Below are 26,513 nucleotides of genomic sequence, written 5' to 3'. Positions count from 1 at the left end.
TTTTGACAAAGGGGGGCTGTGGCCATGGTCAGTCTGGACCGATTCGACACTTTCAAAGCCGTGGTCGAGGCCGGCTCGCTGACGGCCGCCGCCGATCTGCTGGGCCAGACCCGCGCGGTGGTCAGCTTCAATCTCAAACGTCTGGAAGCCGAACTGGGCGTCACCCTGCTCACCCGCAGTACCCGCCAACTGGCGCTCACCGATGCCGGCGAACGTTTCTACCTGCGCTGTACACGCATGCTCGAAGAAGCACGGCTGGCAGTGGAAGAGGCCCGTTCTGAGCACGCCCAGCTCAAAGGCACCCTGCGCATCACCACGACTGTTGAATATGCGTTGGCGGTGGTCGCGCCGGCCGTGGAAGGTTTTCGCCGCCTGCACCCGGACCTCAACATCCACTTATCCACATCCTCGACCCATGCCGACCTGATCTCCGAGCGGTTTGACGTGGCGATCCGGCTGGGGCGCCTGGTGGACTCCAATCATCGTGCGGTGCAGTTATCCACCTATCAGGTATTTGCCGTTGCGGCGCCTGGTTTGGGTAGTGCCCATACGTTGGATGAACTAGAACGACTGCCCAAGCTGGGGCATGGCCGCCTGACTGAGTTGAGCGTGACCGACCCGGCAGGTGGCGAACATCAGTATCGCTCTGGCCCCAGTGCGCTGGTGGTCGACAGTGCCGCCGTGCTGCAAGCATTTGCCGTGCGCGGGCATGGCGTGGCGGTCCTGCCGCAGTGGCTGGTGCAGGAGGACCTGGACGCGGGGCGGCTGGTACGCCTGTTGCCGGATCATCGTTTCGCGCCTCAGGGGGTGTATGCGCTGTATCCGGACACGCGGCATTTACCGCTGAAGGTGCGGGCGTTTATTGACTTCATGAAATAGCGAAGACCCCGTGCAGAGGGCAAGTCCGCTCGCCACGGTGATCAAAGTGCTCCACCCAGCCCAAATCGCTTCTTCAACACCGTCTCCAACAACCCCTTGGGCAGCAGCGCCGCCATCAACGGCAACGCCCGGCTGCCATTCCCCGAACGCAGCAGGCGCGGTGGTTCACTCTGTTGCACGGCCTTGAGCACATCCGCCGCAAAGGTGCTGGCCGGGGTCGGTTTGTCCTGGGAGGCCTGGGAGCGGGCACGGATGCTTTCGCGCAGTGGCCACCACGGCGATTGTTCATTGATCAGCAATTCGGCCTGGGTGCCGGCGTTCTTGGCAAAGTGGGTATTGATCGCCCCCGGCTGCACTTCCATGACTCGCACGCCAAACGGTGCGAGTTCCATGCGCAAGGCATCGCTCAAGGCATGCACGGCGGCCTTGGAGGCGCAGTAGGCGCCGGCAAACGGCGTGACCAGCACCCCGGAAACGCTGCCGATATTCACCACCAGCCCTTTGCGCGCGCGCAGGGCGGGGAACAGCGCCTGGGTCACGCCGACGATGGCGAACACGTTGGTCTCGAACTGGCGCTGCAGGGCCTCGGTGCCACCATCGAGCAGCGGGCCCATGGCGCCGTAGCCGGCGTTGTTGATCAACACATCCAGCTCGCCCACCTGTCCGGCCAATTGCGCCAGGGCCGCGCCATCGTTGACGTCCAGTTGCACGGCCTTGAAACCGGCAGATGCGAGGGCCGCGACGTCTTCGGGACGACGGGCGCTGGCCCATACGTCATAGCCGGCGACTTTGAAGGCATCGGCCAGGGCACGGCCGATGCCGCTGGAGCAACCGGTGATAAGCACGTTAGGCATGGGGCAATCCTTGGTAGTGGTTAGTCGGAGAAGCTGCCTTGCAGGTGTTCGGCGCGAAACTCCAGGGTTTGCGGGCGGTAGCCGGGGCGCAGGGGCGGCACTGGCAGACAGTCTTCCCAGGTGGCGCCGGCCTGCAGTTCGCCGGGGCCGCGATAACGCGGGGCAGCATAGACGTTGTCCGCCAGGTTCACCGTATCGCCTGGTGCGTAGGCGGCGACGCGCCAGCGCAGTTCGGTCAGGGGGACGTCGTTGCCGTTGTTGAGCTTGAGCTGCAAGGGGCGGTCGGCGGGGCACTGATCGGGGGCATAGTGGATGCGCAGTTCCAGGCGCGCCAGTTGCGAGGCTTCGCGGTTGTCCAGCCAGACCACCCATATCGCCACGAAGCCCAAGCCCACTGCTGCGGCGAGGGAAACCGGCAATGCCTTGGCCGGGTAGCGCAGGAGTAGGACCAGCCAGGTGATGATGAGCAGAACGCCGAAGAACATGGGGGCAGCCTCGTGGGTAGATGAACCATCGTACCGTTGACAGCATGCGGTTGCCTATCGGGTTGCGGTCACCCCCGAACGGACACTCCACGTAACCTTCGCGCTGGAATCAAGGGGGTTGTTCGCTTCACACACCTATATACAGCCACAGACTGACGGTCGTTGTTCTGTGAGCTTTTTTTATACGTGCCGAGAACAACGCCATGACCTTATCCGTACAAAATTTTGCTGTTCCAGCCTACCGCTCCTTCGCTTCTGACGATGAGAGCAGCCCAATGAAGTCCGCCTCCAATCCCCAAGCCACCACCGTTGCCGGCAACAGTGCCCTGGACAACCGTAACGCGCTGATACTGACCCTGGCAGGCCTGGAGCAAGGACTTGCAACGGGCCGTATATCCAATGAGCATATTCTCCCGGCCTTGCAAACCGCCAAAATACAATTGGCTCCCGATGCGCAACACCCAGGCCCGACAATGGAAGTCAGCCTTGCGCAATACATCACCGCCAATGGCTGGAGCATTCCGCAAAACCGAGAGGGGCTCATCCAACTCAGGCAGACCGTGTCTGCCCTGGCACCGACAAGCCCCTCGAATGCCTACGCAGTCATTACCGAGCGAGCCGCCAAGGCCAATGTCGAAAAAACCAAATTCAAAAAGATTGTGTTGGACACGGCCGTGGCGTTTCCAGATGTGCGCAAAGAAGCCAAAAAGCGTGCAGAAGAAATTGTGTTCGGGTTGACCGGAATCCATGTAGACGCCGACAAGACTTATTTGAATCGTTTTAACAGTTCGCAATCAGGGCAAACCGCTACCGGTTGGGAACACATGAAGGAAGAACCCACGTCATCCATCAGTTTGACTGACGCCGTGTTGAAGAACTTTTCCGAGTACGACGGGATTCCCGGCACTCTGGACTCGGAAGCGGGCTTGTATAAAGACGGCCCCGGACAAAGCGCCAAAGCAGGCTATGGCGCCCACAACGAAATCCCCCTGGCGCCTTCGGCCTTTATGAAGGCCCTTTGGAAATCCGATTTCCAGACGACCATGTCGGCAAAAATCGACAGCTTCTGGAAAGACCACGCCGATGGCTACCGCACAGTCCAGAAAGGCATATTCATCTATAGGGCAGGCGAGCAACTCAAGGCCCAGGAGGCGAAGTTACCGGCCGAACGTGCGCTGCAGCCGCCCGAGCATCAGCTCACCAGGAGTGACTATAGACGGCTGATGAAGGCGGTTACCGGTGCAGAAATAGCCGAAGACCAGCCCATGACCGTGGAGAAACTGCAGGCAACCTCCCCGGTAACCGGCGATGTCCAGGTTCATGCATTTGATATCAATGGCTTTCAGTCCAGTGATATTTTGCGTTTTACCCTGCCCGCAGAGGGGCTCCAGAAGGATGCCAGCGGGCGCCTGGACGGCGTGCAAATTCTCTATATTCCTGACGCCAAGCCAGCCTTTCTGAAATTCGCCTCACTGGAAAAAATGGATCAATGGGTCAGCGATCAAGGCAAGACGCCCCAGACGCGCAAAGCCCTGGAGTCGCACTTCTCGTTGGCTGATCGGCAGAACAGTGAGTCCGGTGGTTTTGGGACCGCATTCTTTAATGCAATCGTGCCGCTGGGTTCCCTGATCTCTGAGATACGGCCAAAAAACGGCGTCGATTCATCCCTGGAATACCTCAGTACGGATAGCGTCAGCAGCCAGGAGGGCAACGTCATTGACCGCAGCAATATCGCGATCAAGGGCGATGTGTTCAGTCACATGGCGGACAGTGGCCAGCAGCGTATGAGGAACGACGCAGACACCGCGATCAAATCCAACAGCGAGGTCACCCGTGACACCTGGCTCAACGACATTTCGGTCGGCGCAGAACTGCTGGTCAAACTGGCCCCGCTGGCTGCTCCGGTCGCCGCCGCTGCCGTCATCACAAGTCTCACGGAAGTGGTATTGGGCACCGAAAAAGAGATTTCGGGCGACACCCAGGCTGAACGTCATGACGGGGCGTCGAAGTCATTCGATGGCATGATCAACACCTTGTTCTCCTCTGCCGGTCTCAGCTCAAATGCCGCGGATCCCTTTGCGCTGCCCAAAGAAGAACCGCTAGCCCCTGAACCCTCCGTGGAGTCCGCGTCCGAACCGGCGCCTGACTCTCCAGGCGTTGATGCCGATGTGCCCAATCGCCTGCAACCGTCACAAACGGACAACATCAGCGCCTACGCCATTGCCGATGGCGAATCGTTACTGGCCAAGAGCACAGTCAATGCTAGAGGGATTTATCAGTACAAGAACGAGGCGGGGCTAGATCGTTGGTTTATCCGTTACACCGATCAGTCCGGTATCGCCAAGACGTATGAGATTAAAGGTGATTTCAAACTCAGTGACGGCTATGTCCAGATTATTGATCCCCAGACCGGTAAACCCGTACTGACCGTTGAAACAGGTGCCGATAACCAATGGCGCGCGAGCAAGATGCTCGGGGGCAATAGAAAAGGCAAGGGGGTCAACGCTGCCCGCGAGCAGCCTGCCGGGCAGGGCCCGCTGGCATCAAGCTCAGCAACCAATCAACCCTTGGCCAATCATCAGGATTGGCAGTCGATAGTGGATTCGGGCACTTACAACGGCAAGCCGGTTTACATTCACTACACCAGCAAGGCCGGCGCAGAAGCGATCGCTCGCGAGCGAAGCATCAATGATCTGGCGCGTGGTGAAAGGCGTGCGGGTTCAAAGGGCGGTGTGTACGTTAACCCCCCAGGCCAGCAATTTAACAGCGAGAACGTTGAGAACCTGTTGTTTTTAGGGAATGAACGCTATGTGGGCAGTGGCGACTATATGGTGATCTTCAGCTCTGACCAGGTGCCCACGGATTTAGGCCCGGTCACGGCCGGCAGCCAGTTCGTCGAGCTCAAGATGGCCAAAGAAATCAAGCTGACGCCGTCGAACTTTCTGTATTTGGGGCCGAACAATTTCAAGGACTATTTCGAGTGAAGGGAACAACGCTGAGTGGGTGATCGCTGCCAATCTGCAAAGTGGCCCGATCAGAAAAAGCCCCCGCCCAGCCCATTGCGGATAGGGGACGCAACGGGCTGGGCGAGGGCTTTTTGTTTTGCGGTGTTACTGCGCGATGGTTTTCACTGACACACCACGCTCGACGGGAGTCGAGCGCCCGTAGATATCTTCAAACCGCTCGATATCGTCTTCGCCCAGGTAGCTGCCCGATTGCACTTCGATGATCTCCAACGGGATCTTGCCCGGGTTGCGCAGGCGGTGCACCGAGGCAATCGGGATGTAGGTGGACTGGTTCTCGCAGAGCAGGAACACATTCTCGTCGCACGTCACTTCGGCGGTGCCGCTGACCACGATCCAGTGTTCGGCGCGGTGGTGGTGCATCTGCAGCGACAGGCACGCGCCCGGCTTGACCGAGATGTGCTTGACCTGGAAACGCCCGCCCATGTCCACCGAGTCGTAGGAGCCCCACGGACGGTAGACCTCGCAGTGGTTCTGGGTCTCGCTGCGCCCCTGTTCGTTCAGGGTGTTGACCATCTGCTTGACGCCCTGGACCTTGTCCTTGTGGGCAATCATCATCGCGTCCTTGGTTTCCACGACCACGATGTTTTCCAGGCCGATCACCGACACCAGCTTGCCGTTGCCGTGGATCATGCAGTTCTTGCTGTCCTGGATCACCACGTCGCCCTTGGTCACGTTGCCGTTGGCGTCTTTGTCATTGACCGCCCACAACGAGGCCCAGCAACCCACGTCGCTCCAGCCGGCACTCAGCGGCACCACGCAGGCGCGCTGGGTTTTTTCCATCACCGCGTAGTCGATGGAATTGTCCGGGCAGCAGGCGAAGGTGGCTTCGTCGAAGGTCACGGTGTCGGCGGTGTGTTCGCTGCGTTCCAGGGTCAGCACGCAGGTGTCGTAGATGTCCGGATCGTGCTTTTTCAGCTCTTCGAGGAAGCGGCTGGCGCGGAACAGGAACATCCCGCTGTTCCAGAAATAACCGCCGCTTTTGACGAACTCGACGGCGCGTTTTTCATCCGGCTTCTCGACGAACTGCTGCACCCGGCTGACACCTTCGGGCAGCAGCGAATCGTTGGTGGACTTGATATAGCCGTAGCCGGTTTCCGGACGGGTGGCCGGTACACCGAACAGCACCATCTCGCCACGCTCGGCCGCCACGGTAGCCAGGGCCAGGGCGCGTTGCAGGGCTTTCTGGTCATCCAGCACATGGTCGGCTGGCAAGACCAGCATCAGTTCATCGCGGCCTTCATTGACCAGCATCATCGCGGTCAAGGCCACGGCCGGCGCGGTGTTGCGGCCAAACGGTTCCATCAGGATGCGCTGGCTGTCGAGCTTGCGAGTGCTCAGTTGCTCATTGACGATAAAACGGTGGTCTTTGTTGCAGACGATGATCGGTGCGTCCATGCCTTCAAACACCAGGCGCTCGAGGGTTTGCTGGAACAGCGTGTGCTCGCCGGTCAGGGCCAGGAACTGTTTAGGAAACTGTTTACGGGAAAGCGGCCAAAGACGTGAGCCGCTACCACCGGAAAGGATTACTGGGATCATGTGTTTCTCCTTGAATCGATTTGGGTCAGAGCTACGAAGGTTTGTCGTTTCACTCTTGTTTTTGTCTCGGTCCTGAGTCGACACGCGGACAGTGTGGGAGCAGGCAAACCAGCTCCCACAAGGGGGCGTCTCAACTCAGGGAAATCATCAACGGGTCGACACGGGGCGCTTGACCCACACTGGCGACAGGTTGCTGCCGGAGCCGGTGACATACAGCACCGCCGCCTCACCACGTTCCAGGGCCACCGGCTTCACATCGCCAACTTTCTTGTCACCGTCGTACAGCGCCAGGCTGACCTTCACCGGGTTGATCTCGCGCTCGCCACGGCCCTTGGCGGCCACGGCCTTGACCACATCGGTCTTGCCGTCGGCGGTTTTCAGGGTCAGGGCCTTGTCGCTGAGGTTCTGCACGCGCACCAGGGATTTCTGCTTGTTCTTGAACGGCGGTTCTTCGATCAGTTGCGGCTGGCCGCTGGCGCTGTTGACCAGGGTGTAATAGTGATCGGCGGCCAGTTTGACCGTGACGTTCTGGCTACCGACCTTGGCGCTGTAGTCACCGCCCGGCAGGAAGCTGAAGTCACTGCTGGCCAGCGGTGCCACATCGCTCAACGCCGTGTTGCCGACGCTGGCGCTGACTTCCTGGTTGCTGGCGTTGAACAGGCGCACGAAGCTCGAGCCTTTCGGTGCGACGGGGCCATAGAGGGCGGCGTCGCCTGCGAACGCGGACATGGATACGAAGCTCATGCCGGCGGCCAGGGCCAGAGTCTTGGCGAGACGACGCGGAGTAGTAGTGAAAGTCATGTGAGTTACCTCTCTTTCAGTTTTGCGCCCGGTCGGGCGTCTCGGATTTTTCGGTTTTAACTGGGGTGTTGCTTGCCATGTTCTGTTGGCGCGTACCGGCTTGTTTGAGCTGCGCGACCCACTCGGGGTCGGCTTCGCCGATTTCGTTGTTCACCGGCAGATAGCGTTCCGGAAACTCCCAGATCAGCACTTGCGGCGGGCTGTTCTTGAAGTCATCGCTTTTCAGGTAGCTGAGCATCGGCAGGATCGGGCCGTGGCCGTCTTCGGAGTAGTTCACCACTTCGCTGCCCAGGGCTTGCTTCAGGGCGCCGACGAAGTTCCAGTTGGGGTTGGCGCTGTAGCTGGTGCCCACCAGGGCCACCGGCATCTCGCTGTCGGCAAACAGCGCGTCGTCGCCTGCGGCCTGGGCCTGCACTGCGTGGGTCACGCGTTTTTGCAGGGGCTCCTTGGGCGGCATCAGGTTTTCGAACAATGGGTCCAGGGGCAGGAACAGGCGCAAGTCACCGCTGTGGGGGGCGATGCCCTCGGCGTCGGTGACAAAGCGCTGGGGCTCGCCGCTGAGCAGGGTCTTGGCGTTGATGGTCCTGGCCAGCTGCTTGGCGGCGACTTCGGCGCCATCCGGGGTCCAGTGGGTGTCGGTGCGCAGGAACACCTGCTGGCCGTGGAGCTTGGCCTGTTGCAGCGGGCCCAGCAGGTCGGGGGCGAGGATTTTGTCGGCGGCAACCCGCGCATGGAAGTCCTGATAAAGCCCGGCATGAATGCTCGCCGGTTGCACTTCACCCAGATGCTCCGGGTACAGGCGCACCTTGGCCGGGACAATCGCCATCACCAACTGCACGCCCTTGGCCTTGAGGGTCTGGCGCACGCCTTCGACCAGGGCGTAGTTGTCTTGCAGGTTCTGCTCTTCGTTGACGGCGGGGTTGAACTCCTCGTCGCTGTACAACCAGTGATCGCGACCCAGCACCACGCCGGGACGGCCTTCGTTGAACAGCTTGTAGTCCAGGGCGGCCCAGAGGTTGGTGCCCAGGCGCTTGATCGGGAACTCGTCGTCGTAATGGGTCTCGACGGCCTTGGCCCAGCGCCCGTTGAGCACGGTGGCCTCGGCGTTGGTGTTGAAACCGAAGAAACTGCGCACCGACCACGCGCCCAGGGCCATAAGCAGGGCCATGAACAGCGCGGCGTAGAGGATGCGGAATGAACGGGTCATGGTCGGCTCCCTCAGAACTGGAAGTAAAGGAACGGCGAGAAGCTTTGCGCCGAGAGTTTCAGAATCGAAGCCACAAACAGCAGCAGGATCACCGCGCGCATGGCATAGCGGGGCCAGTCGGCGGTCCAGTAGGCCGGTTGCACGGCGGCGTTGCTGCCGACGCTGAAACCGGGCTCCTGGATGCTGCCGGGGGTGTCGCCAGGCACTGCCTTGATCAGGCTCGGATCGGCCGGCTTGGCCTTGTCGGCCGGGCGATTGTTGTAGAAGTCGCGCAGGCCGAAGAACGCCAGCGTGGCGTAGGCCACCACCATGGTTGCCACTTGCAGGCCCGTCAGGTTGGCGCGGTTGAGTTCCGACAGCGACCACTCGCCAAAGCTGAACATCGCGCCGTACATGCGACCGGCGACGTGCAGGTTTTCGGCACGGAAGATCACCCAGCCCATCACCACCAGCAGGAAGGTGAAGGCCCAGCGCACCGGGTTGAAGCTGCGTGGCGAGGTGTTGAGGCCGATGGCTTTTTCAATCGCCAGCCACATGCCGTGCCAGGCGCCCCAGACGATGTAGGTGATGTTCGCGCCGTGCCACAGGCCACCGAGCAGCATGGTCAGGAACAGGTTGCGATAAGTGGTCAGCGTGCCTTTGCGGTTGCCGCCCAGGGTGATGTACAGGTAGTCACGCAGCCAGGTGGACAGGCTGATATGCCAGCGCCGCCAGAACTCGGTGATCGACTGGCTGATATACGGCTGCTTGAAGTTTTCCATAAAGCGGAAGCCCATCATCAAGCCCAGACCGATCGCCATGTCGCTGTAGCCGGAGAAGTCGAAATACAGCTGCGCGGTATACGCCAGCGCGCCGAGCCAGGCGTCGCCGGTGGTGGGGTTTTGCAGGGCAAAGCAATGGTCGGCCACCACCGCCAGGGTGTCGGCGATAAACACCTTCTTGATAAAGCCCTGCATGAACCGCGTGCAGCCCTCGGAGAATTTATCCAGGGTGTGGGTGCGGTTGTTGAACTGGTCGGCCAGGTCGCGAAAGCGCAGCACCGGGCCGGCAATCAAGTGCGGGAAGATCGCCACGAACGCCGCAAAGTCGATGAGGTTGCGGGTGGCCGGGGTGTCGCCGCGGTACACGTCGATGATGTAGCTGATGGACTCGAAGATGTAGAACGAGATCCCGATCGGCAACAGCACGTGGGTCAGGATAAACGGCTCCAGTCCCGCCGACTTCATCATCAGGTTGATGCTGTCGACGCCGAAGTTGGCGTACTTGAAGTAGCCGAGGATGCACAGGTCGACCGCCACGCCGAGCAGCAGCCAGCGCTGGGCCGGCTTGGTGCGCACGCCTGCGGCACCGACCTTGAGGCCGATCCAGTAGTTCCACAGGGTCACGGCGGCGAACAGCGCCAGGAAGTCCACTCGCCACCAGGCGTAGAACACATAACTGGCAATCAGCAGCAGCAGATTGCGATAGCGTTGCCCGCTCAAATAGTACAAGCCGAGAAAGATCGGCAAGAACAGAAACAGGAACACATTGGACGAGAAAACCATCCCGATCTCTCCATGTTTAACCAACAGTCAAGGGCCAACGGCCCCCCCAAACCCCCCACGAAAACCGGGGAGGGCGATCGTTCCCACGCTCTGCGTGGGAATGCCTCTTGTGACGCTCTGCGTCACGCTGTGGGACGCAGAGCGTCCCGTGCTGCATTCCCACGCGGAGCGTGGGAACGATCAGCGGCTAACTGCCTTTTTCATGTGCCGGGTCGTAGACCTTGGTCAGGTCGCCACCCAGGCGGAAGGTCTTGAACGGCTGCATCTCGTGCTTGCGCTCCAGTACCTCCGGGGCGCAGGTGTAGAGGGTGCAGAAGGGCTCCAGCCAGGCGAATTTCGAGTCCTGCTCCAGATCCTGCATGTCCTGCTCTTTGCCGTTCTTCTGCTCGAAGAGTTCCGGATCCTTGACCCCGGCCAGCACCTTGTCGCCCAGGCGCTTGAGTGCGCCGTTGTTTTCCGGGCGTACATCCACGCCATTGACCAGGGCGAAACTGGCGATCATCGCCAGCGGTGGCAGCGCATAGTTGTGGTAGGCCAAGGCCCGTTGCTGGCGCTTGAGTTCGTTGGGCAGGTAGCCCTGGGCGTCGACCTGATTGGCACCGACCTTGTATTCCTTCACCGCCCAATCGAACAGGTCGCGACGGTTGGTGGCGACGGATGTGGCCATCACCGACCAGGCGGCCCAGTACGAATGGTTGTTGGTTTTTTCCAGGGGCAGGTTGTCCCAGTCGCTGACCACTTGCTCGGCCAGTTTGTTGAACCAGGCTTCGATCAACTGCGATTCCTGTGGGTGCCTGGCCAGCGGTTGCGACTCGGAGAACTTCAGGCGCACATAGGCCGACGCCATGCTGCCCAACGCCCATTTGCGCATCGACTTGCCGGTGTGGTTGAAGTCCTTGGACATCAACGCATCGGCCTTGGCCCAGCTCACCAGCCAGTTCAGCGTGCACTGCAATTGCTCCGGGCGACCGTCGCGCATGAACTGCATCACCCGCTTGCTGGTGTCTTTTTCCAGTTTGGTGATGTCGGCGGTGCTGTCGCGAAAGGCTTTTTCCGACTGCACATTCAGGGTCGAACGGGCTTTGTCGGAGCCTTCGTATTTGCTGCGAAACTGCAGCGAGCCGGTGTAGGGCGTCGGCATGGCGTCGCAGTCATTCTTGAAGTCGCCGGTCTTGAACGCTTCAATCGGCGCGAAGTAGCCCTGGGGCGGACGCAGCGGCGCGGCGGCGTTGGCGTGGCCGGCAAATATCGCCAGGCCGAGCAACGTTGGAATCAATAACTTCTGCATAGGTAACCTCATTGCCCGGCGGAAGCAGTCTGCTGACCACCCGCGGGGAATACGTTGCGTGTGCAAATTTTCGCTTCGACTTTCTGCGCCGCAGCGCCCGCTTCGGGGCCCTGCACTTCCACGGCCAGCAGGTTCTGCGAGGCCCAGTCTTCATCGGTGCGCAGTTCAAAGGCGAAACGCCCGTCTGTCTCGGATGTTTCGGGTTTGTCGATCTTGATGTCCTCGTGGCGCCCGTTCATGTACCAGAGGGTGGCTTGCAGGGTTTTCACCGAGGGATCGGCGAAGCGAATGTCGACCTGATGACGGCTGTTGCGCAGGTCCATGTTCTTGCTGTTAACCATCAACTCGTTCTTGCCCGGCTTGAGGGTGGTGCTGGCGCTCATCTGCGCCGGCTTGCCCTCACAGCCGTTGTCGAGCAGGGCCATCATCTGGCGGTAGGTGGTTTCCTGGTCGAGGCGATACAGCGGTGAGAATTCCCAGATCAGAATCTTCGGTGGGCTCTTCTGGAATTCTTCGCTGCCCAGGTACTGGATCATCGAGCCTTCCAGGCCACCGCCGGGGAAGGCGACGTTAAGGATGTCGGCGCCGATTTCCTGTTGCAGGAAGCCGGCGAAGTTGTAGTTCTTGCCACTGTGGCTGGTGCCCACCAGGGTGATCTGCGGGTTGCCGGAGTCGCCGAACAGGTCGCCGTCCGCCGCTTCGCCCTTGGGCTCGGTGCTGAACTGGTCCATGTACTGGATCGCGTAGCTGGTGCCGCACAGCTGCCCGGCCATGTTGTGCAGGGTGCCGGTCTTGCCCATGCGCCCGGACTTGTTGGTCTCGAATTCACGCTGGGGGATCCCGGCGAACTCGGGCATGGCGCGCACCTTGGCCCCGACGATTTTGGCGGTGCGCTGGGCGCCATACGGGGTCCAGTGCTGGTCGCCACGGAAGTAGAAGTCGTGGGCCGGCTGTTCGTCCGGCAATTGCTCGTTGGTCAGCGGCGACAGGTCCGGCACCACATAGCCCATCTTGGCAAAACGCCCGAGCATGCTCTTGTAGTTGCCCAGGGCCTTGTCGAAATCGAAGCTGGCTTTCTCTGCCGGGTTGAGTTTGTTGCGGTTCACCAGGCCACGGGTCGGCTGGTAGACCACCACCAGTTCCACGCCCTTGCTCTTGAACGCATCGCGCAGTTGCTGCATGCGCTTGTAGCCGGCCGGGGTGGTGTCGAATTCGGTGCGCAGGTCTTCCTGGGTACGGAACAGCCAGTCGCCCTGGGCCTGTACCAGGGTGGTGAAGTTCTGCTGGTAGCGGGTGGTGTAGTTCTTTGCGTCGTGGGCCTCGGGGCACAGGTTGCAGCACGGCTCGGCGGTAAAGCTCGGCGCCTGGGCTTCATCGGCGCGCACGCCGCTGCTGGCGGCCAGGATGCCGAGGGTCAAACCCGAGAGGCTGAGTAGCTTGATCATGTGTGGGTGCATAAAGGTCATCCTCAGTCCTGCAATGGGGTCTGGCGTTCGACAGGGTCGATCAGCACGGCTTTTTTCTGGCGTACCAGCAAGTCGAGAATCTCTTCCTGGCGCTCACCTAGAACGCCGGAGAAGCTGATGCCACTGGATTTGGTCGGCGCGAGCATCGACACGCGGTACAGCTCGATGCTCAACGGCGAGTCGATGGACAGCGGCCCGCTGCCATTGGCCGCCAGCTCGCCGCCAACCACGATCAGCGAGACCTTGGTGTCGAACGGATCGAGCGCGATGTCGCGGTCGGTGTCGGTCAGGTCCTTGATATGGCCGTAGACCCCGGTCAGGCCGTTGGCCATGGCGAGGTTCTCGTACAGGCGGATGTTCACGCTGTTACGGACACGGATGCCGTGGCGACGGTTGCTGATCACCTTGTTGCCCCACAACAGGTTATCGCCGCTCTCATAGAGGGTGATGCCGTCGGTGTGGTTGCGGTAGATCTCGTTGTCGGCGATCAGGTTGTTCACGCTGTTACGGTCGATCACCAGGCCCGACAGCTTGTTGTCGTAGCTGCGGTTGTTGAAGATGAAGCTGTCGTTGACTTCACGGGAAATAATGATGCCGTGCTTCTTCTTGGTGCCGTATACGGTGTTGTCGGCAATGATCAGGCCGTGGGAGCGGTCGTGGGGGTCGATGCCGTAGACGATGTTGTCTTTGTAGGTGCTGCCCTTGATCACAAAACCGGTGGTTTCGTAGCAGTAGAAGCCGTACCACATGTCGGAGAACTCGGAATCGACAATCCAGCCGGTCGGCTCCGGGCGCTTGAGGACCTTGGCCATGTTCGGCGTGTACTGGGAAATACTCACGCCGTAGGACTTACTGTTGGCATAGCCGAAGCTGGCCATCTTGCTGTTGACGATATAGGTCTGGGTACCGCCCCAGGCCAGCAGGAACGGGCGGAATTCCGTGGGCGAGCGGAAGGTCGCCGGGCCGTTGGTTTTCTCGCGCCAGCCGGTGATCCTGGTGTCGCGCACAAACAGCTGGCCGTCGTTGACCAGGAACGAGCCGGCTTCCTGGGACAGGCGCAATTCCTGGGTCTGCCCGTCGATTTCGAGGATGCCTTTTTCGCCGACCACAATCGGCAGCCTGGCCAGGAACACGCCGGGCGAGGTTTCGCTCAGGTATTGCTTGGGCACCTTCTTGAGCAGGTCCTTGAGGTTCATGTAGCCGTCGTCGATAAAGATCGCCTGGGGAATGCCGTGCTGGCGCACCACCCATTCGGCCATCTTGTTGTCGCCGCCGATGAAGTCCTTGAGGGCGTTTTCCTGCATCATCCGGCGCACGCTGACCTTGCCGGCCTTGCTGCGCACGATTTTTTTCGCCACGGCTTCGGCGGTGTAGCCCGAGAGGTCCGGCAGCGGCGGCTTGGCCATCTCCAGCGGCGCCGTAGGCGGGCTGGTGATGGTGTAGGTCTTGGCCTGTTGCAGTTCCTTGGCGAGGGTGGGCGCCTTGACCTGCGGCTCGACATTGGCAAAGGCCGGGGCGCACGCCAGCAGCATTGCCGCAGCGAGCAGGGCCGAGCCTTTGAGGGCGTGAGGATTCATTGCGCAGGCTCCCATCAGAAACGCCAGATCACATCGACAAAGGCGCGGTGCATGTACGAGTCGACTTGCTTGCCATAGGCGTCGCCCGGTTTGAACACACCGCCACGAAAGCGCACCAGGGCCGACGGTTCGTCGATCGACTGGCTGAGGGCGGCGGGCAGCAGGCCTTTCTTGAAGTACTTGGTGACCACCAGGTCCATCTCCTGGCCAAGGTCTTTCTTACCGTCTTCCAGGGGCAGGGAGGCGCTGGACAGCACGGCGCCGGTGACGTCGTCGTAGTTGTTCTGCACCGCGTCGATGCCATTGCTGCCCACTGGCTTGTTGCCGTCCACACGCCAGAACTTGTGGTAGACCAGGCTGGCGTCGTAGTCATCGCGCAACTGCCAGGAACCGAACAGGCTCATGGACTGCATATTGTTCATCTCGCCGCGAAACGCCTCGCCAAAACGATGCATCCGCGATTGGGTGCCGGTGAAGTTCGAGCGGTTGCTTTGCAGGCCGTTCTGCTCGTAGTCGGCACTGGCGCGGGCATAGGCCGCACCCACTTGCCACTGCGGGTCGAGGCGCAGGCGCACCCCCAGGTCGGTGGCCCAGCCATCCACATCGGTATTGCGCTTGGCGTTGGCCGGGCGGCTACCGTCGGCGTTCAGCGCGTTGACGTTGCTACGGTCGCCCTGCATGCCGGTGACGCTGGCCCAGTAGTTGACGGTGTTGGTGTTGCGCCAGTTATAAGCGTCGCTGTTGGCCTCAATGCCGAGCCAGGTCAGGTCGCCGTTCTGGCGCTTGTCCAGCGAATCGGCGGCCACGCCCGGTTGCGGGTAGTCGAGCTTGCCGTCGTCATGGCTGTGATGACCGCGCACGCCAACCCAATGGCCCGGGGTCCACTGGTAGGCCGCGTCGGCGTAGAAGTGCTGGCGGTCCTTGTCTTCGGGGGACAGTTCCTTGAGGTCGGTGCGGTACTCGCTGAAGCGTTCGGCGGCGCCGACATTGGCCTTGAGCAGGGTGGTGTCGAAGGTCCAGTTCAGCGCTTCGATGTTGGTGTCGCGCCATTGCCCGTCATCATTGCGCAGGCGCTGGCGGCCCAGCTTGAGGATCTCGCCGGGGTAGGGGGTGAAGCCGCTGTAGCCGACCCAGAACTCACGCAGGGCCAGGTAGTTTTTCTTGGTCTTGCGGTCGTTGTTGCTCGATTGCTCGGTGGTGTCGCCATCGGACTGTTGCAGGGTGTCGGTCTCGATGATGTCGCTGGACGCCACCGCCTGGCCCATGGCGTAGGCGCTCCAGGCGCCGCTTTCACCGTAGATCCACGGGCGCACATCCAGGCCGATGCCGTTGACGTCGCCGCCTTTTTGCGTGCCCAGGTCGCGGTCGTCTTCGGACTGGCCGGTGACTTTCACGTCCAGGCCGAAGTTCTTGTCTTCGGTCAGCGCGGCCAGGGTCGGGCACGACCACAGCAGGGCGAAGGTCAGGCCAATACCGGCCTTGACGAATGGATTGAGTTTCATAGGGATTCCTCGCCGTCTTCTTCTTGCAGGGCGTGCAGTTGCAGCGTGCTTTGGCTCAAGGCACCACGGGCGGCCAGCTCTTGTTGCAGCAGGCGCTGGCCCTCGGCGCGCTGGGCGGGCGGCAGTTGTTGTTCGAGTTGCGCGGCCAGTTCATTGGCCTGCGGCGTGTCCTGGCGCTTCGCCAATTGGCTGAACACATAGGCGTTGAGCGGGTCGGGCTGGGTGCCCTTGCCTTGGGAAAACAGCTGGGCGATAGCGAAGTCGGCGCTGTTCTGGCCGTTGCGCGCCGCCGTCAGCAAGTGATCCAGGGCTTTTTGCGGGTAGACCTGGCCCAGGTAGCCACGGCGGTAGATCTGGCCGAGGTAGTAATCGGCGGCCACTTCCCGGCCCTGGGCATTCTGGAAGTGGGCTTCGGCGGCCTTGGCATCGGCCGGCACCCACTTGCCTTCGTAGTAGAGCTTGCCCAGCAGCAACTCGGCGCGGGGCTGGTCGGCGGCGCGGCCGTTGTCGAGGTACTTCATCATCTGCTCGACGTCGCCCAGTTCCGGGAAGTCGTAGAGCAGTTGCGCGAGGCTGACCCAGGACGCCGGGTAGCCGGGGGCGATTTTTTCCAGCAGGGCCTGGGCGCTTTTTTCATCGGTCTTGCCCAATGAGGCATCGCCCAGCACACGGGCCACACTGTCGACCCGCTGGGCGCTGACGGTGCCACGGCTGTAGCCGGCTTCCATCTGCTTGAGCAGTTCGGCCTGTTGCTCCGGTTGCTCGCGCTTCTGGTAGACAGTGGCCAGTTCGACGTAGCAGATATCGGTGCTGTTCAGCGCGGCCTTGCAGATTTTTTCGATGTCATCCAGGTGCTGATCGTAGGTGCCCTGGGTGCGGTACAGCAGCACCTGTGCCAGGCCGGCTTCCGGGTAGCCGGCGGAGCGCCAGCTATCAATCTGCTGCTGCGCGTTGACGCTGGGGAAATCGTGGGGGTATTGCAGGTACAGCATGGCCAGCGGGATCAGGGTGTTGCCTTCGCCATTGGCAAAGGCTTTTTTCAGCAGGCCTTCGGCTTCGCGGTGCTCGGCTTCGGTGGCGCCGGGCTTGGCCACCAGCAGGCGACCGAGACGGGCCTGGGCGCGGGGCGAAATATCGGCCGCCGCACGGTAGGTGGCTTCGGCTTGCTTGATCTGCGCCGGGTCACGGCTGCCGACCTGGATATCGGCCAGGCCGACCTGGGCTTCGCTGTAGCCCAGCTCTGCCAGTTGCTGGTAGTTCTGCGCGGCGGTGGTGGTGTCGCCACGCTTGAGGGCTTCATTGGCCAGGCGCTGGTCGGGCAGGCCGGCGCAACCGGCCAGTGTGACGGCCAATGCCAGCAGCGCCACAGGTCGCAAGGGGGAGCGAGCTTTTGTGGGCGCTGGCTTGCCTGCGATGGCATCGCCGCGGTGTATCTGCTGCACCGAGTCGATGCCATCGCGGGCAAGCCCGGCTCCCACAGAAGTGGGCTCCCACAAGGATTGTGTTGTTCTAGAAATAGGCTTCACAGGCAAATCCTCGCTTACAAACCAGCAGCCATGGCTTTATCAATCAGCCAGTTCAGGGACGGACCACGGTCGCTGGTCACTTCCACGGGGCGGCCGGCATAGGCGCTGTCCAGCGGGGCATCGGGCTTGATCTGCACGCGGATATCCGAGGACAGGTCGGCGCTGTTGAGGCTGGTGCTGCTGACGATGGTGCCGGTGCGGGTCTGTTCTTCATCGGCGACCTGGAAGCTCACCGGGGTGCCTGGGCGCACGTCGCCGAACTGGCGATAGGAGAAGCGCGCCTCGACATTCGCCTGACTGCCGCGCGGCACCAGTTGGAAGATCACATCACCCTTGCTCGCGTATTGACCATCAGCCACCAGTTGCTGGGCGACGATGCAGTCGCAAGGGGAGGTCAGGGTGCCGGTCATTTGCTTGCCGAACAGCTCTTCGACCTTGGCCGGTTGCAGCTGGTCTTCGTCCAGGTGGCCCTTGAGCACATCCAGCATGCTGGTGCTGAAGGTCGCCAGTGGCGCGCCTTTGGCGGCAACGCCGTGGTCTTTGATCAGGCTTTGCACGGTGCCGTCGCGGGGCATCGTGACGTTCATCCCCGGCACGCTGACCAGGCCGGCCTGGGCATGACTGACGAAGTACATGCCATACACCGACTTGAACACAAACCCGAATGCCGCCAGGCCCACCAGGAAGATCGCCAGGCTGAACGTCACGGCGCGCAGGCGACCAAAGGCGCTCATGCCGCTGCCGCTGTCCTTGACCTTGCGTGCCTTGGTGAAGTTGTCGCGCTGCAGGGTCGCCAGTACATCGCCCATGGTCACGATATCGCCGGACAGGTGCGAAGTGATCAGGTGCCGCAGGGTGGAAATATCCTGGGCATCCAGGTTCTGGAACTGGCAGCCGGTGCGGCCGGTCTGGCGGTCGTGGGAGCGGATCAACAGCTCCACGTCCATCGCCAGGCCGAGGTTGTCGATGACAAACTGCAGGCGCGCTTTATGCACATCGCCGACCTTCAGCGGTTGCTGGGCGGCATTGAAGGCCAGGCCGCCGGCGGACAGGTCGATGACCCGTACTTCCATGGGCGTGCGGTCGGCACCGAAGAAGCGCAGCTTGGCCGGGATTTTCACCCGGGCGTGTTGGCGCTGGGCTTCGGATTCGTGGACAACGTTGGCGTTTACTTGACTGTTCATCAGGGCATTTCCTTAAGTTAATTCAGGCTTGGCAGGGTCAGACCATCATCAGCAACACGGCGACGAAAATGCTGCCGGCGGAGAAGGTCATGGTCCGAGACGACCAGGTGTTGAACCAACGTTGAAAGCTGGCCAAATCGCGGGTCAGTTTGGTGTCCTGGCGGGTCCAGGACTGTTGATCGAGGCGGAAGAACACGTAGATCTTCACCAGCGCGCCCATGATCTGGTTGTAATAGAGAATCACCGGGTAGGCGGGGCCGATCTTGTGCCCCGAGCACGACAGCAACAGGGTCAGAATCAGGCGGGTGATGCCGATCCACAAAAGGTAAGCGAGGATGAACGCGCCGCCGTACTTGAAGGTGGCGATGATCGCCACGGTCAGGCCGAGCAGGGAGGTCCACATCGACACGCGCTGGTCGAACAGCACCACGCTGGTGAACAGACCCAGGCGGCCCATGCCCAGGCCCAGGGCCCGGGAGTTCTGGCGCAGGTTGTTGCCGTACCAGCGGAACATCAGCTTGCGGCTGGCCTTGATAAAGCTCTTTTCCGGCGGGTGTTCCACGGTGTTGATCGCCGCATCGGGCACGTAGAAGGTGTCGTAACCCAGGCGCATCAGGCTGAACCAACTGGACTTGTCATCGCCGGTCAGGAATTTGAAACGGCCCAGGCGCCAGTGTTGCAGCGAGTCGCTTTCCACGTCGGCGATAAAACCGGGGTCGGTGACGACGCTGGCACGGAACACCGACATGCGTCCGGTCATGGTCAGCACGCGCTTGGACAGGGCCATGGAGCACATGTTGATGTGGCGTTGGGCGAAGCGCAGTTTGTGCCACTCGCTCATGATGTAGCCGCCGCGCACTTCGCAGAACTCGTTGGTGGTCAGGCCGCCGACATTGCCGAACAGCTGGAACCACGGCACGGTCTTGCGCACTACGCCTTCGGCGAGCACGGTGTCGCCGTCGATCACCGCCACCACGGCGCGGTCGTCCGGCAGGTGACGGGAGATCGCCCGAAAACCGAAGGCCAGGCCGTCGCGCTTGCCGGTGCCGGCGATACGCACGAAGTCGAGCTTGACGTGAGCCGGTGGGTTCATCTTTTCCCAGAGGCTCTTGACCAGCAGCTCATCGGACATTTCCACCAGGGAGCAGACCACAGTGGTGGGGAAACCGCACTCGATGGCCTCGCGGATCACCGAGCTGTAGACCTGGGCCGTGGTCAATGCGTCGATACGAAAGCTGGTAACCATCAGGAACACATGGGACGGGTCCGCCGCCTTGCCCAGCTTGCGCACTTTGCGCCGCAGGTGCGGGTAGACCACGTACAGGAACAGCATGCCGCGAAAGAAATGCGTAGCACCCATCGAGTAGCGCCAGATACCCACGGCGCCAATCAGGAAAATAAAATTCTTCGACTCGGAGTCGAACGTACTCGCCGGCAGCAGCAGGGCGAGTCCCATCAGCAGGCTCAGAAAGACCAGCCAGCCGGCGGATTGGAGCAGTACGTGTTTTAACTTGGACATAAGCGTCATCCGAAGGTGAAGAAGGCTTCAAGCTGCAAGCGCTGGGGATCAGGACACTTGCAGCTTGAAACTTGCCGTTGCTGTTACCAGCAAATGCCTTCGGTACGGCCACTGACGCTGGTGGCCTGGGTCATAAAGCCCACCAGGTCGACCACTTGCTTGCCGTGCGGGGCTTGCTGGGCCAGGGCGCGGAATTTCTCGTCGCGGTTGCCGAGGATGATCACGTCGCTGTTGTTGATCACATCGTCGAAGTCCGAGTTGAGCAGGGACGACACGTGGGGAATCTTGCCTTCGATGTAGTCCTTGTTGGCCCCATGCACACGGGCGTATTCGACGTTGCTGTCGTAGATGCTCAGGTCGAAGCCCTTGCCGATAAGCATTTCCGCCAGTTCCACCAGTGGGCTTTCACGCAGGTCATCGGTGCCGGCCTTGAAGCTCAGGCCCAGCAGGGCGACCTTGCGCTTGTCGTGGCTGGAGACGATGTCGAAAGCGTTCTGTACCTGGGATTCGTTGCTGCGCATCAGCGAGTTGAGCAGCGGCGCCTCCACGTCCAGGGAGCTGGCGCGGTACGTCAGGGCGCGCACATCTTTTGGCAGGCACGAGCCGCCGAAGGCAAAGCCGGGGCGCATGTAGTACTGGGACAGGTTGAGGGTCTTGTCCTGGCAGACCACTTCCATCACTTCGCGACCATCGACGCCTACGGCCTTGGCGATGTTGCCGATTTCGTTGGCGAAGGTGACTTTGGTGGCGTGCCACACGTTGCAGGTGTACTTGATCATCTCGGCAACGGCGATGTCCTTGCGGATGATCGGCGCATCGAGTTCTTCGTACAGCGATTGCAGGACATCACCGGAGGCTTTGTCCAGTTCACCGATCACGGTCATCGGTGGCAGGTCGTAGTCGGCGATGGCCGTGGATTCGCGCAGGAACTCCGGGTTGACCGCGACACCGAAGTCGACGCCGGCTTTTTTGCCGGAGCAGTCTTCGAGGATCGGGATCACCAGGTTGGCCACGGTGCCGGGCAACACGGTGCTGCGCACCACGATGGTGTGGCGGGTGGTCTTGTCACGCAGGACAAAACCGATCTCGCGGCATACCGCCTCGATGTAGTTGAGTTCCAGGTCGCCGTTCTTTTTGCTCGGTGTGCCGACACAGATCATCGACAGGTCGGTATCGCGGATGGCGTCGGCGAAGTTGGTGGTACCGCGCAAGCGGCCGGTGGCAATGCCCTGGCTCAACAGTTCGCCCAGGCCGGGTTCAACGATGGGGGATTTGCCCGCGTTGATCAGGTCGATCTTATCCTTGGAAATGTCTACGCCGACCACTTCGTGGCCCCGTGCAGACAGGCAACCGGCACATACTGCGCCCACGTAACCCAAACCAAATATGCTGATGCGCATCGCATTTACCTCTATCTTTATCACGCCATTAGATGGCCGGAGTTCATGTTTTCAAGCGTCACTCATGCACTAGGTAATGCGGTGAATAGACACAGCATTGCCATGTACAGGCATGTTAAAAGTCGAGTGACTAACTAATGCACTCAAGTTGTGCGCAACTTGGCCTTATTGTTGGGGCTTGCCCTGAAATGCAGCCAGCCTTCGGTGAGAAGGGTCTGGCGTCAGTGCCGCAACGCCTTGATATGGATATAAAGCCCTTATCTATCAACGCATTGGGTTGTCTCACTGACCCATTTGGGTAGGCTCAGCCTTGGCCTTGTAGGGGATGGTCATGCAACCTTATCGCCCGCCCTCAACTAAACAGTTGTTAATCAGACCGAAGGGTCAAAGTTGAATATGACAACTTTGCTACTTCCGTTGGTCGCTGTGTAAGTCATATCGCACAAGAACAGAGATAATCGTTACCGGTGGTATGAGCGGCACTGAAGGACATAGTTCCTGGCCGCTCATCCTGTTTCTGGAAATTTCTTGAAATATTAGGAAAGATGGCACTAGTACTATATTGATAGCACTTGCGGATTGGGCTAGTGGTTATAGGGAGTTGGCGCGGGGATATAGTTTTGTGCCACTACTGTTTGAAAAAAGTGGTGCCACTACGAAAAATTCTGACGAATGTCGAGTGAAAGAAACGTTAGGAAATCTGAAGAAATATTTTTGACGTCAAAGTAATGACGATTCCGCATTTGAAATACGGAAAAAATGTGGGAGCAGGCTTGCCAGCTCCCACATCGGATTTGCGCTGTACTGGCGACCTACTCCGGTGCGTGATCGCGCAAAAATACCAGGTTATCCGGCTTGGACTGCTCGGCACTGAAGCGATAACCCTGGACATCAAACTGCTTGAGCTGCGCCGGGTCGTTGATGCGCTCTTCGATGACAAAGCGGCTCATCATGCCCCGGGCCTTCTTGGCGTAGAAGCTGATGATCTTGTATTGGCCGTTCTTCAGGTCCTTGAACTCGGTATTGATGATCCGCGCGTTCAAGGCCGGGCGCTTGACCGCCGAGAAGTATTCGTTGGAGGCCAGGTTCAGCAGCACATCATCGCCCTGCTCAGCCAGGGCCTCGTTGAGCCATTCGCTGATCCGCGTGCCCCAGAAGGCGTACAGGTCCTTGCCACGGGCGTTGCCCAGCTTGGTGCCCATCTCCAGGCGGTACGGCATCATCAGGTCCAGGGGGCGCAGCAGGCCGTACAGGCCCGAGAGCATGCGCAGGTGGTCCTGGGCGTAAGCGAAGTCGGCGTCGTTGAAGGTCTGGGCATTGAGGCCGGTGTAGACGTCGCCCTTGAAGGCCAGCAGCGCCTGCTTGGCATTGGCCGGGGTGAAGGCCGGGGTCCAGCTGCCGAAACGTGCGGCGTTGAGGCCGCCGATCTTGTCGGAAACATGCATCAGTTCGCTGATCTGCGCCGGGCTCAGCTCGCGCAACTGCTCGATCAACTCCTGGGAGTGGTCGAGGTATTGCGGCTGGGTAAAGCGCTGGGTTACCGGCGGGGTCTCGAAATCGAGGGTTTTGGCGGGGGAAATCACCGTCAGCATGAAGTCGTCTCCTGTAATCGTCGGGGGATTCTAGGGGGTTGGGGCGTTGGACTCCACCTATCACGCCAATAGCTGCCATACGGTTATCCCTGTGGGAGGATAGTGATCGGCTATAGTGGCCGACGAATCAGGAGGGGGAGACCTGTTGTGCGAATTGCGCTTTTAGTGTGCGCCTGGCTGACGTGCCTGGGCGCCCAGGCGGCCAGTGTGGATGTCGCGACCCTGGACCGTGGCACCTGGCCGGAAAAACTCAGCAGCCCGGCGCTGTTTGATGTGGCATCACGCGCCGAAATCCTCATGTTCGCCAACGCGCTGCTGGCCAGCGAGGCCCTGGATGAACCGGCCCTCAAGCAGCGCCTGGGGCTGAAGATCGTCAACCAGGGCGCTATCGACGACCTGCGCCGCCACCTCTGGCAGCGGTTGCTGGAGAACTACATGTTCGCCCAGCAAAGCTGCGAACAGGACGCCTCATTCTGCTATCTGGTGGACAACCTCGACGACCTGCGCGATCAAGCCGGCAAGTTCGAGGTGAGCGAGCAATCTTTCTATATAGGCTGGGCCGGTCCCAGCCGCGCGTTTCACCAACGCTACCTGGATGAACTGTTGCGCAAGGCCGCGCTGTTCCCGCAGATCGGCAGCGAAGTGGCGCGTTTTGGGGATTTCGAGCGCAATGGCGATGAACTCAACGACCGCCTGTTTTTACTGACCTTCGATGGCGGCCCGTCACCGCTGGGCGGTCAGACCGACTGGCTGGCCGACTACCTGCGCAAGCAGAAAATGACAGCCACCTTCTTTGTCCTGGGCAACAGCCTGCAAACCCGCCTGGAAAAGACCTCGGCCGTCGATGTGCAGGGTTTGTACCAGGGCCAGTGCGTGGGTATCCAGGGCTGGCAATACCGTTCCCACAGCCATTGGGTCGACTGGCAAAGCTCGATCACCCGCAGTGCGTCGCTGACCCAGAACCTGCTGCCGGAAAACTACGTGCCGCTGTTCCGCCCACCCTATGGCCAGCGCCGGGCTGACAGCCAGGGCTTTTTCCAGGCCCAGGGCCTGCAAGTGGCATTGTGGGATATCGACTCCCAGGATGAACCGGGCCTGCTCAAGGCCGACGAGTCGGCCCAGCGGGTGCTGACGCTGATGTTGTTGTGGCGCAAAGGGGTGATTGTGTTCCACGACACCCAGGACAAGGCGCGGGTCGCATTGCCGCTGTTGCTACAGGCAACGGCGCAAAGTGGGCTGGGTTGGCAGGATTGTCGGGAAGCGTTTCGCTGAAAAGGGCAAAAGCCCGGCCCTGTTGGGGATGAGGGTTTTTTGGGGTGATTTGCTGCGACATTTCGATGCAGGCGGACTTCCGACTTTAGCGGGGTGCGTGGCGGCCCGCCAGTGCTATTCGTCATCCTGAAAAATAAACTTCAAAAAAGCGTCAAAGTGCTTTTTCCTGTCATGGGTTTTGCGGTATTACGAAGTCAGATCGCCGAAACCTGCACCACAGGTGGCGTCTTCCCAGACTCCCTTTGCGGTGTATTCGGCGCTCGAATCGAGGCGCAGCACTGTTGTGGTATTGCGTCGACTGGCTCCCACAAAGGTGACCGAGTATGGATGATCATGGACGTAACCCTTCTTCCGACCAGCCAATCCTTTATGTGCTTGATACCAATGTATTGATTCACGATCCAAACGCGTTGCTCAATTTCGAAGAACACCACGTCGCCATCCCGATGATCGTGCTTGAAGAGCTCGATAAACTCAAAAGCGGGCACCACAGCGTTGCCGCCGAATGCCGCCAGGCGATCCGCCTGATTGACAAGACCCTGGGCGAGGCCTCGCCCGATGATGTGGAAGTCGGCGTCCCGATCCAGCGTGGCAAGAGCGGGCCCAAGGGCTTGCTGTCGATCCTGATGAGCAAGCGCAGCGAGCCCAACAGCCTGCTGCCGGAAAACCTCAACGACAACAAGATCATCAACCAACTGATCGACCTGCACGCGCGCGACAAGGACCTGCGCCTGGTGCTGGTGACCAAAGACATCAACATGCGCCTCAAGGCACGAGCGTGTGGGATCGCTGCCGAGGACTACAGTACCGATCAACTGGTCGACGATGTGTCGATGCTGTCCCGTGGTTATCACACCATGACCGGCTCGTTCTGGGACCGCGTGAGCAAGGTCGAGACCCGCCAGGACCATGGCCGCACCTGGCACCAGGTGCAACTGACCGACAACCTGCCGGCGGTGCATATCAATGAATTCATCATCGACGAACAGGGCTTCGTGGGCTGGATCAAAGAGATTCAGGTCGACAAGCTGCTGATCCTCGATCTGCATCAGGAGCCCCTGTTGCACCAGGAAGCCTGGGGCCTGAAACCGCGTGATATCTACCAGAGCCTGGCGCTGTACGCGCTGCTCGACCCGGACATTCACCTGGTCAACCTGACCGGCGCGGCGGGTTCGGGCAAGACCATCCTCGCCCTGGCGGCTGCCATCGAGCAGACCATGGTCACCAAGCGTTATCGCCGTATCATCGCCACCCGTAGCGTGCAGGGCCTGGACCAGGAAATCGGCTTTTTGCCCGGCACCGAGGCAGAAAAAATGGAGCCGTGGCTGGGGGCGATCACCGACAACCTCGAAGCCTTGCACATGGATGACGAAAACACCCATGGCAGCGTCGACTACATCCTCAGCAAAGTGCCGTTGCAGTTCAAATCCCTCAACTACATTCGAGGTCGCAGCTTCCAGCAGAGCCTGATTCTGATTGACGAATGCCAGAACCTCACGCCGCACCAGATGAAAACCATCATCACCCGTGCCGGCGCCGGTTCCAAAGTGGTGTGCCTGGGCAACCTGGCACAGATCGACACCCCCTACCTGTCCGCGACTAGCTCCGGGCTGACCTACCTGACGGAACGCTTCAAGGATTTCCCGAACGGCGTGCACATCGCCTTGCAGGGTGTCCCTCGCTCGATTCTGGCCGAATACGCCGAATCCCACCTGTAATCCGAAACCGGGCGATGCCTCCATCGCCCGGTTCACCTCAATTCCTGTGGGAGCCGGGCTTGCCCGCGATGGCGTTGGTGACTGACACTGCGCTATCGCAGGCAAGCCTGCTCCCACCTTTTGATCTGCGTTGGGTT

At 60.6% G+C, this 26,513-nt stretch carries 19 protein-coding genes; 4 read left to right on the top strand and 15 right to left on the bottom strand.

Going from position 1 to position 26,513, the window contains the following annotated elements; all coding sequences use genetic code 11:
* Window positions 1–24: 24 nt before the first annotated feature.
* Window positions 25–879 (top strand): LysR family transcriptional regulator, encoded by an 855-nt coding sequence (locus K1X80_RS23540; RefSeq protein ID WP_198792605.1) that lies wholly within the window; start codon window positions 25–27, stop codon window positions 877–879.
* Between the two features lie 41 nt (window positions 880–920).
* On the opposite strand, the gene K1X80_RS23535 is transcribed toward K1X80_RS23540, so the two are convergent.
* Window positions 921–1,733: an SDR family oxidoreductase gene (locus K1X80_RS23535; RefSeq protein ID WP_057438210.1), complete on the bottom strand. Its 813-nt coding sequence runs from the start codon at window positions 1,731–1,733 to the stop codon at window positions 921–923.
* Window positions 1,734–1,753: 20 nt separating this feature from the next.
* Window positions 1,754–2,218, bottom strand: coding sequence for a hypothetical protein (locus tag K1X80_RS23530; RefSeq protein ID WP_057438212.1), 465 nt, complete (start codon window positions 2,216–2,218; stop codon window positions 1,754–1,756).
* Window positions 2,219–2,421: 203 nt separating this feature from the next.
* Here K1X80_RS23530 and K1X80_RS23525 point away from each other — a divergent pair, with 203 nt between their 5' ends.
* On the top strand, window positions 2,422–5,202 hold the full coding sequence (locus tag K1X80_RS23525; RefSeq protein ID WP_220172531.1) for a dermonecrotic toxin domain-containing protein: 2,781 nt from the start codon (window positions 2,422–2,424) through the stop codon (window positions 5,200–5,202).
* Between the two features lie 126 nt (window positions 5,203–5,328).
* Here K1X80_RS23525 and K1X80_RS23520 read toward each other — a convergent pair whose 3' ends face one another.
* From K1X80_RS23520 to yaaA, 13 genes are all read right to left on the bottom strand, one after another.
* On the bottom strand, window positions 5,329–6,780 hold the full coding sequence (locus tag K1X80_RS23520; RefSeq protein WP_057438216.1) for a mannose-1-phosphate guanylyltransferase/mannose-6-phosphate isomerase: 1,452 nt from the start codon (window positions 6,778–6,780) through the stop codon (window positions 5,329–5,331).
* Window positions 6,781–6,927: 147 nt separating this feature from the next.
* A complete protein-coding gene (locus K1X80_RS23515; protein ID WP_057438217.1) occupies window positions 6,928–7,581 on the bottom strand; it encodes an alginate O-acetyltransferase AlgF in 654 nt (217 codons plus the stop codon).
* A 16-nt stretch (window positions 7,582–7,597) separates the two neighbouring features.
* The gene (locus tag K1X80_RS23510) at window positions 7,598–8,788 is read right to left on the bottom strand and encodes an alginate O-acetyltransferase (protein WP_057958524.1); all 1,191 of its coding nucleotides are present in this window, start codon (window positions 8,786–8,788) and stop codon (window positions 7,598–7,600) included.
* Window positions 8,789–8,799: 11 nt separating this feature from the next.
* On the bottom strand, window positions 8,800–10,332 hold the full coding sequence (locus K1X80_RS23505) for an MBOAT family protein (RefSeq protein ID WP_057438220.1): 1,533 nt from the start codon (window positions 10,330–10,332) through the stop codon (window positions 8,800–8,802).
* Between the two features lie 187 nt (window positions 10,333–10,519).
* Entirely contained in the window at window positions 10,520–11,620 is a 1,101-nt protein-coding gene (locus tag K1X80_RS23500) for a mannuronate-specific alginate lyase (RefSeq protein ID WP_120734119.1), read from the bottom strand.
* Between the two features lie 8 nt (window positions 11,621–11,628).
* Complete coding sequence (locus tag K1X80_RS23495) at window positions 11,629–13,077, bottom strand: alginate O-acetyltransferase (RefSeq protein WP_120734471.1); 1,449 nt, start codon at window positions 13,075–13,077, stop codon at window positions 11,629–11,631.
* Window positions 13,078–13,088: 11 nt separating this feature from the next.
* On the bottom strand, window positions 13,089–14,678 hold the full coding sequence (gene algG / locus K1X80_RS23490) for a mannuronan 5-epimerase AlgG (RefSeq protein WP_057958526.1): 1,590 nt from the start codon (window positions 14,676–14,678) through the stop codon (window positions 13,089–13,091).
* Window positions 14,678–16,165, bottom strand: a complete 1,488-nt coding sequence (locus K1X80_RS23485) for an alginate export family protein (protein ID WP_057438224.1) — start codon at window positions 16,163–16,165, stop codon at window positions 14,678–14,680. Before K1X80_RS23485 ends, algG begins: the two co-directional genes overlap by 1 nt.
* Window positions 16,162–17,541: an alginate biosynthesis TPR repeat lipoprotein AlgK gene (algK, locus tag K1X80_RS23480; protein ID WP_220172977.1), complete on the bottom strand. Its 1,380-nt coding sequence runs from the start codon at window positions 17,539–17,541 to the stop codon at window positions 16,162–16,164. Before algK ends, K1X80_RS23485 begins: the two co-directional genes overlap by 4 nt.
* Before the next feature lie 164 nt (window positions 17,542–17,705).
* Window positions 17,706–18,875: an alginate biosynthesis protein Alg44 gene (locus tag K1X80_RS23475; protein ID WP_057958527.1), complete on the bottom strand. Its 1,170-nt coding sequence runs from the start codon at window positions 18,873–18,875 to the stop codon at window positions 17,706–17,708.
* A 37-nt stretch (window positions 18,876–18,912) separates the two neighbouring features.
* The gene (alg8, locus tag K1X80_RS23470) at window positions 18,913–20,394 is read right to left on the bottom strand and encodes a mannuronan synthase (RefSeq protein ID WP_162947770.1); all 1,482 of its coding nucleotides are present in this window, start codon (window positions 20,392–20,394) and stop codon (window positions 18,913–18,915) included.
* 83 nt (window positions 20,395–20,477) lie between these two features.
* Complete coding sequence (locus K1X80_RS23465; protein ID WP_198817999.1) at window positions 20,478–21,794, bottom strand: nucleotide sugar dehydrogenase; 1,317 nt, start codon at window positions 21,792–21,794, stop codon at window positions 20,478–20,480.
* Between the two features lie 812 nt (window positions 21,795–22,606).
* Window positions 22,607–23,386 (bottom strand): peroxide stress protein YaaA, encoded by a 780-nt coding sequence (gene yaaA, locus K1X80_RS23460; RefSeq protein WP_057438227.1) that lies wholly within the window; start codon window positions 23,384–23,386, stop codon window positions 22,607–22,609.
* Between the two features lie 147 nt (window positions 23,387–23,533).
* Between yaaA and K1X80_RS23455 the strand changes: the two genes are divergently transcribed.
* Window positions 23,534–24,658: a polysaccharide deacetylase family protein gene (locus tag K1X80_RS23455; RefSeq protein WP_120734118.1), complete on the top strand. Its 1,125-nt coding sequence runs from the start codon at window positions 23,534–23,536 to the stop codon at window positions 24,656–24,658.
* A gap of 323 nt (window positions 24,659–24,981) precedes the next feature.
* Window positions 24,982–26,376, top strand: coding sequence for a PhoH family protein (locus K1X80_RS23450; RefSeq protein WP_057438231.1), 1,395 nt, complete (start codon window positions 24,982–24,984; stop codon window positions 26,374–26,376).
* Window positions 26,377–26,513 lie beyond the last annotated feature (137 nt).

The sequence above is a fragment of the Pseudomonas sp. So3.2b genome, from assembly GCF_019464415.1.
GTDB lineage: Bacteria > Pseudomonadota > Gammaproteobacteria > Pseudomonadales > Pseudomonadaceae > Aquipseudomonas > Aquipseudomonas shahriarae.
This window is presented reverse-complemented; position numbering and strand designations above follow the sequence as displayed.

Coding starts and splice junctions, on each gene's coding strand:
- algG (WP_057958526.1), bottom strand. CDS start 14,678: ATGGGAGCCTGCGCAATGAATCCTCACGCCCTCAAAGGCTCGGCCCTG.
- K1X80_RS23505 (WP_057438220.1), bottom strand. CDS start 10,332: ATGGTTTTCTCGTCCAATGTGTTCCTGTTTCTGTTCTTGCCGATCTTT.
- K1X80_RS23495 (WP_120734471.1), bottom strand. CDS start 13,077: ATGCACCCACACATGATCAAGCTACTCAGCCTCTCGGGTTTGACCCTC.
- K1X80_RS23535 (WP_057438210.1), bottom strand. CDS start 1,733: ATGCCTAACGTGCTTATCACCGGTTGCTCCAGCGGCATCGGCCGTGCC.
- K1X80_RS23520 (WP_057438216.1), bottom strand. CDS start 6,780: ATGATCCCAGTAATCCTTTCCGGTGGTAGCGGCTCACGTCTTTGGCCG.
- K1X80_RS23530 (WP_057438212.1), bottom strand. CDS start 2,218: ATGTTCTTCGGCGTTCTGCTCATCATCACCTGGCTGGTCCTACTCCTG.
- K1X80_RS23515 (WP_057438217.1), bottom strand. CDS start 7,581: ATGACTTTCACTACTACTCCGCGTCGTCTCGCCAAGACTCTGGCCCTG.
- yaaA (WP_057438227.1), bottom strand. CDS start 23,386: ATGCTGACGGTGATTTCCCCCGCCAAAACCCTCGATTTCGAGACCCCG.
- K1X80_RS23500 (WP_120734119.1), bottom strand. CDS start 11,620: ATGCAGAAGTTATTGATTCCAACGTTGCTCGGCCTGGCGATATTTGCC.
- K1X80_RS23465 (WP_198817999.1), bottom strand. CDS start 21,794: ATGCGCATCAGCATATTTGGTTTGGGTTACGTGGGCGCAGTATGTGCC.
- K1X80_RS23485 (WP_057438224.1), bottom strand. CDS start 16,165: ATGAAACTCAATCCATTCGTCAAGGCCGGTATTGGCCTGACCTTCGCC.
- K1X80_RS23540 (WP_198792605.1), top strand. CDS start 25: ATGGTCAGTCTGGACCGATTCGACACTTTCAAAGCCGTGGTCGAGGCC.
- K1X80_RS23475 (WP_057958527.1), bottom strand. CDS start 18,875: ATGAACAGTCAAGTAAACGCCAACGTTGTCCACGAATCCGAAGCCCAG.
- K1X80_RS23450 (WP_057438231.1), top strand. CDS start 24,982: ATGGATGATCATGGACGTAACCCTTCTTCCGACCAGCCAATCCTTTAT.
- alg8 (WP_162947770.1), bottom strand. CDS start 20,394: ATGTCCAAGTTAAAACACGTACTGCTCCAATCCGCCGGCTGGCTGGTC.
- K1X80_RS23525 (WP_220172531.1), top strand. CDS start 2,422: ATGACCTTATCCGTACAAAATTTTGCTGTTCCAGCCTACCGCTCCTTC.
- K1X80_RS23510 (WP_057958524.1), bottom strand. CDS start 8,788: ATGACCCGTTCATTCCGCATCCTCTACGCCGCGCTGTTCATGGCCCTG.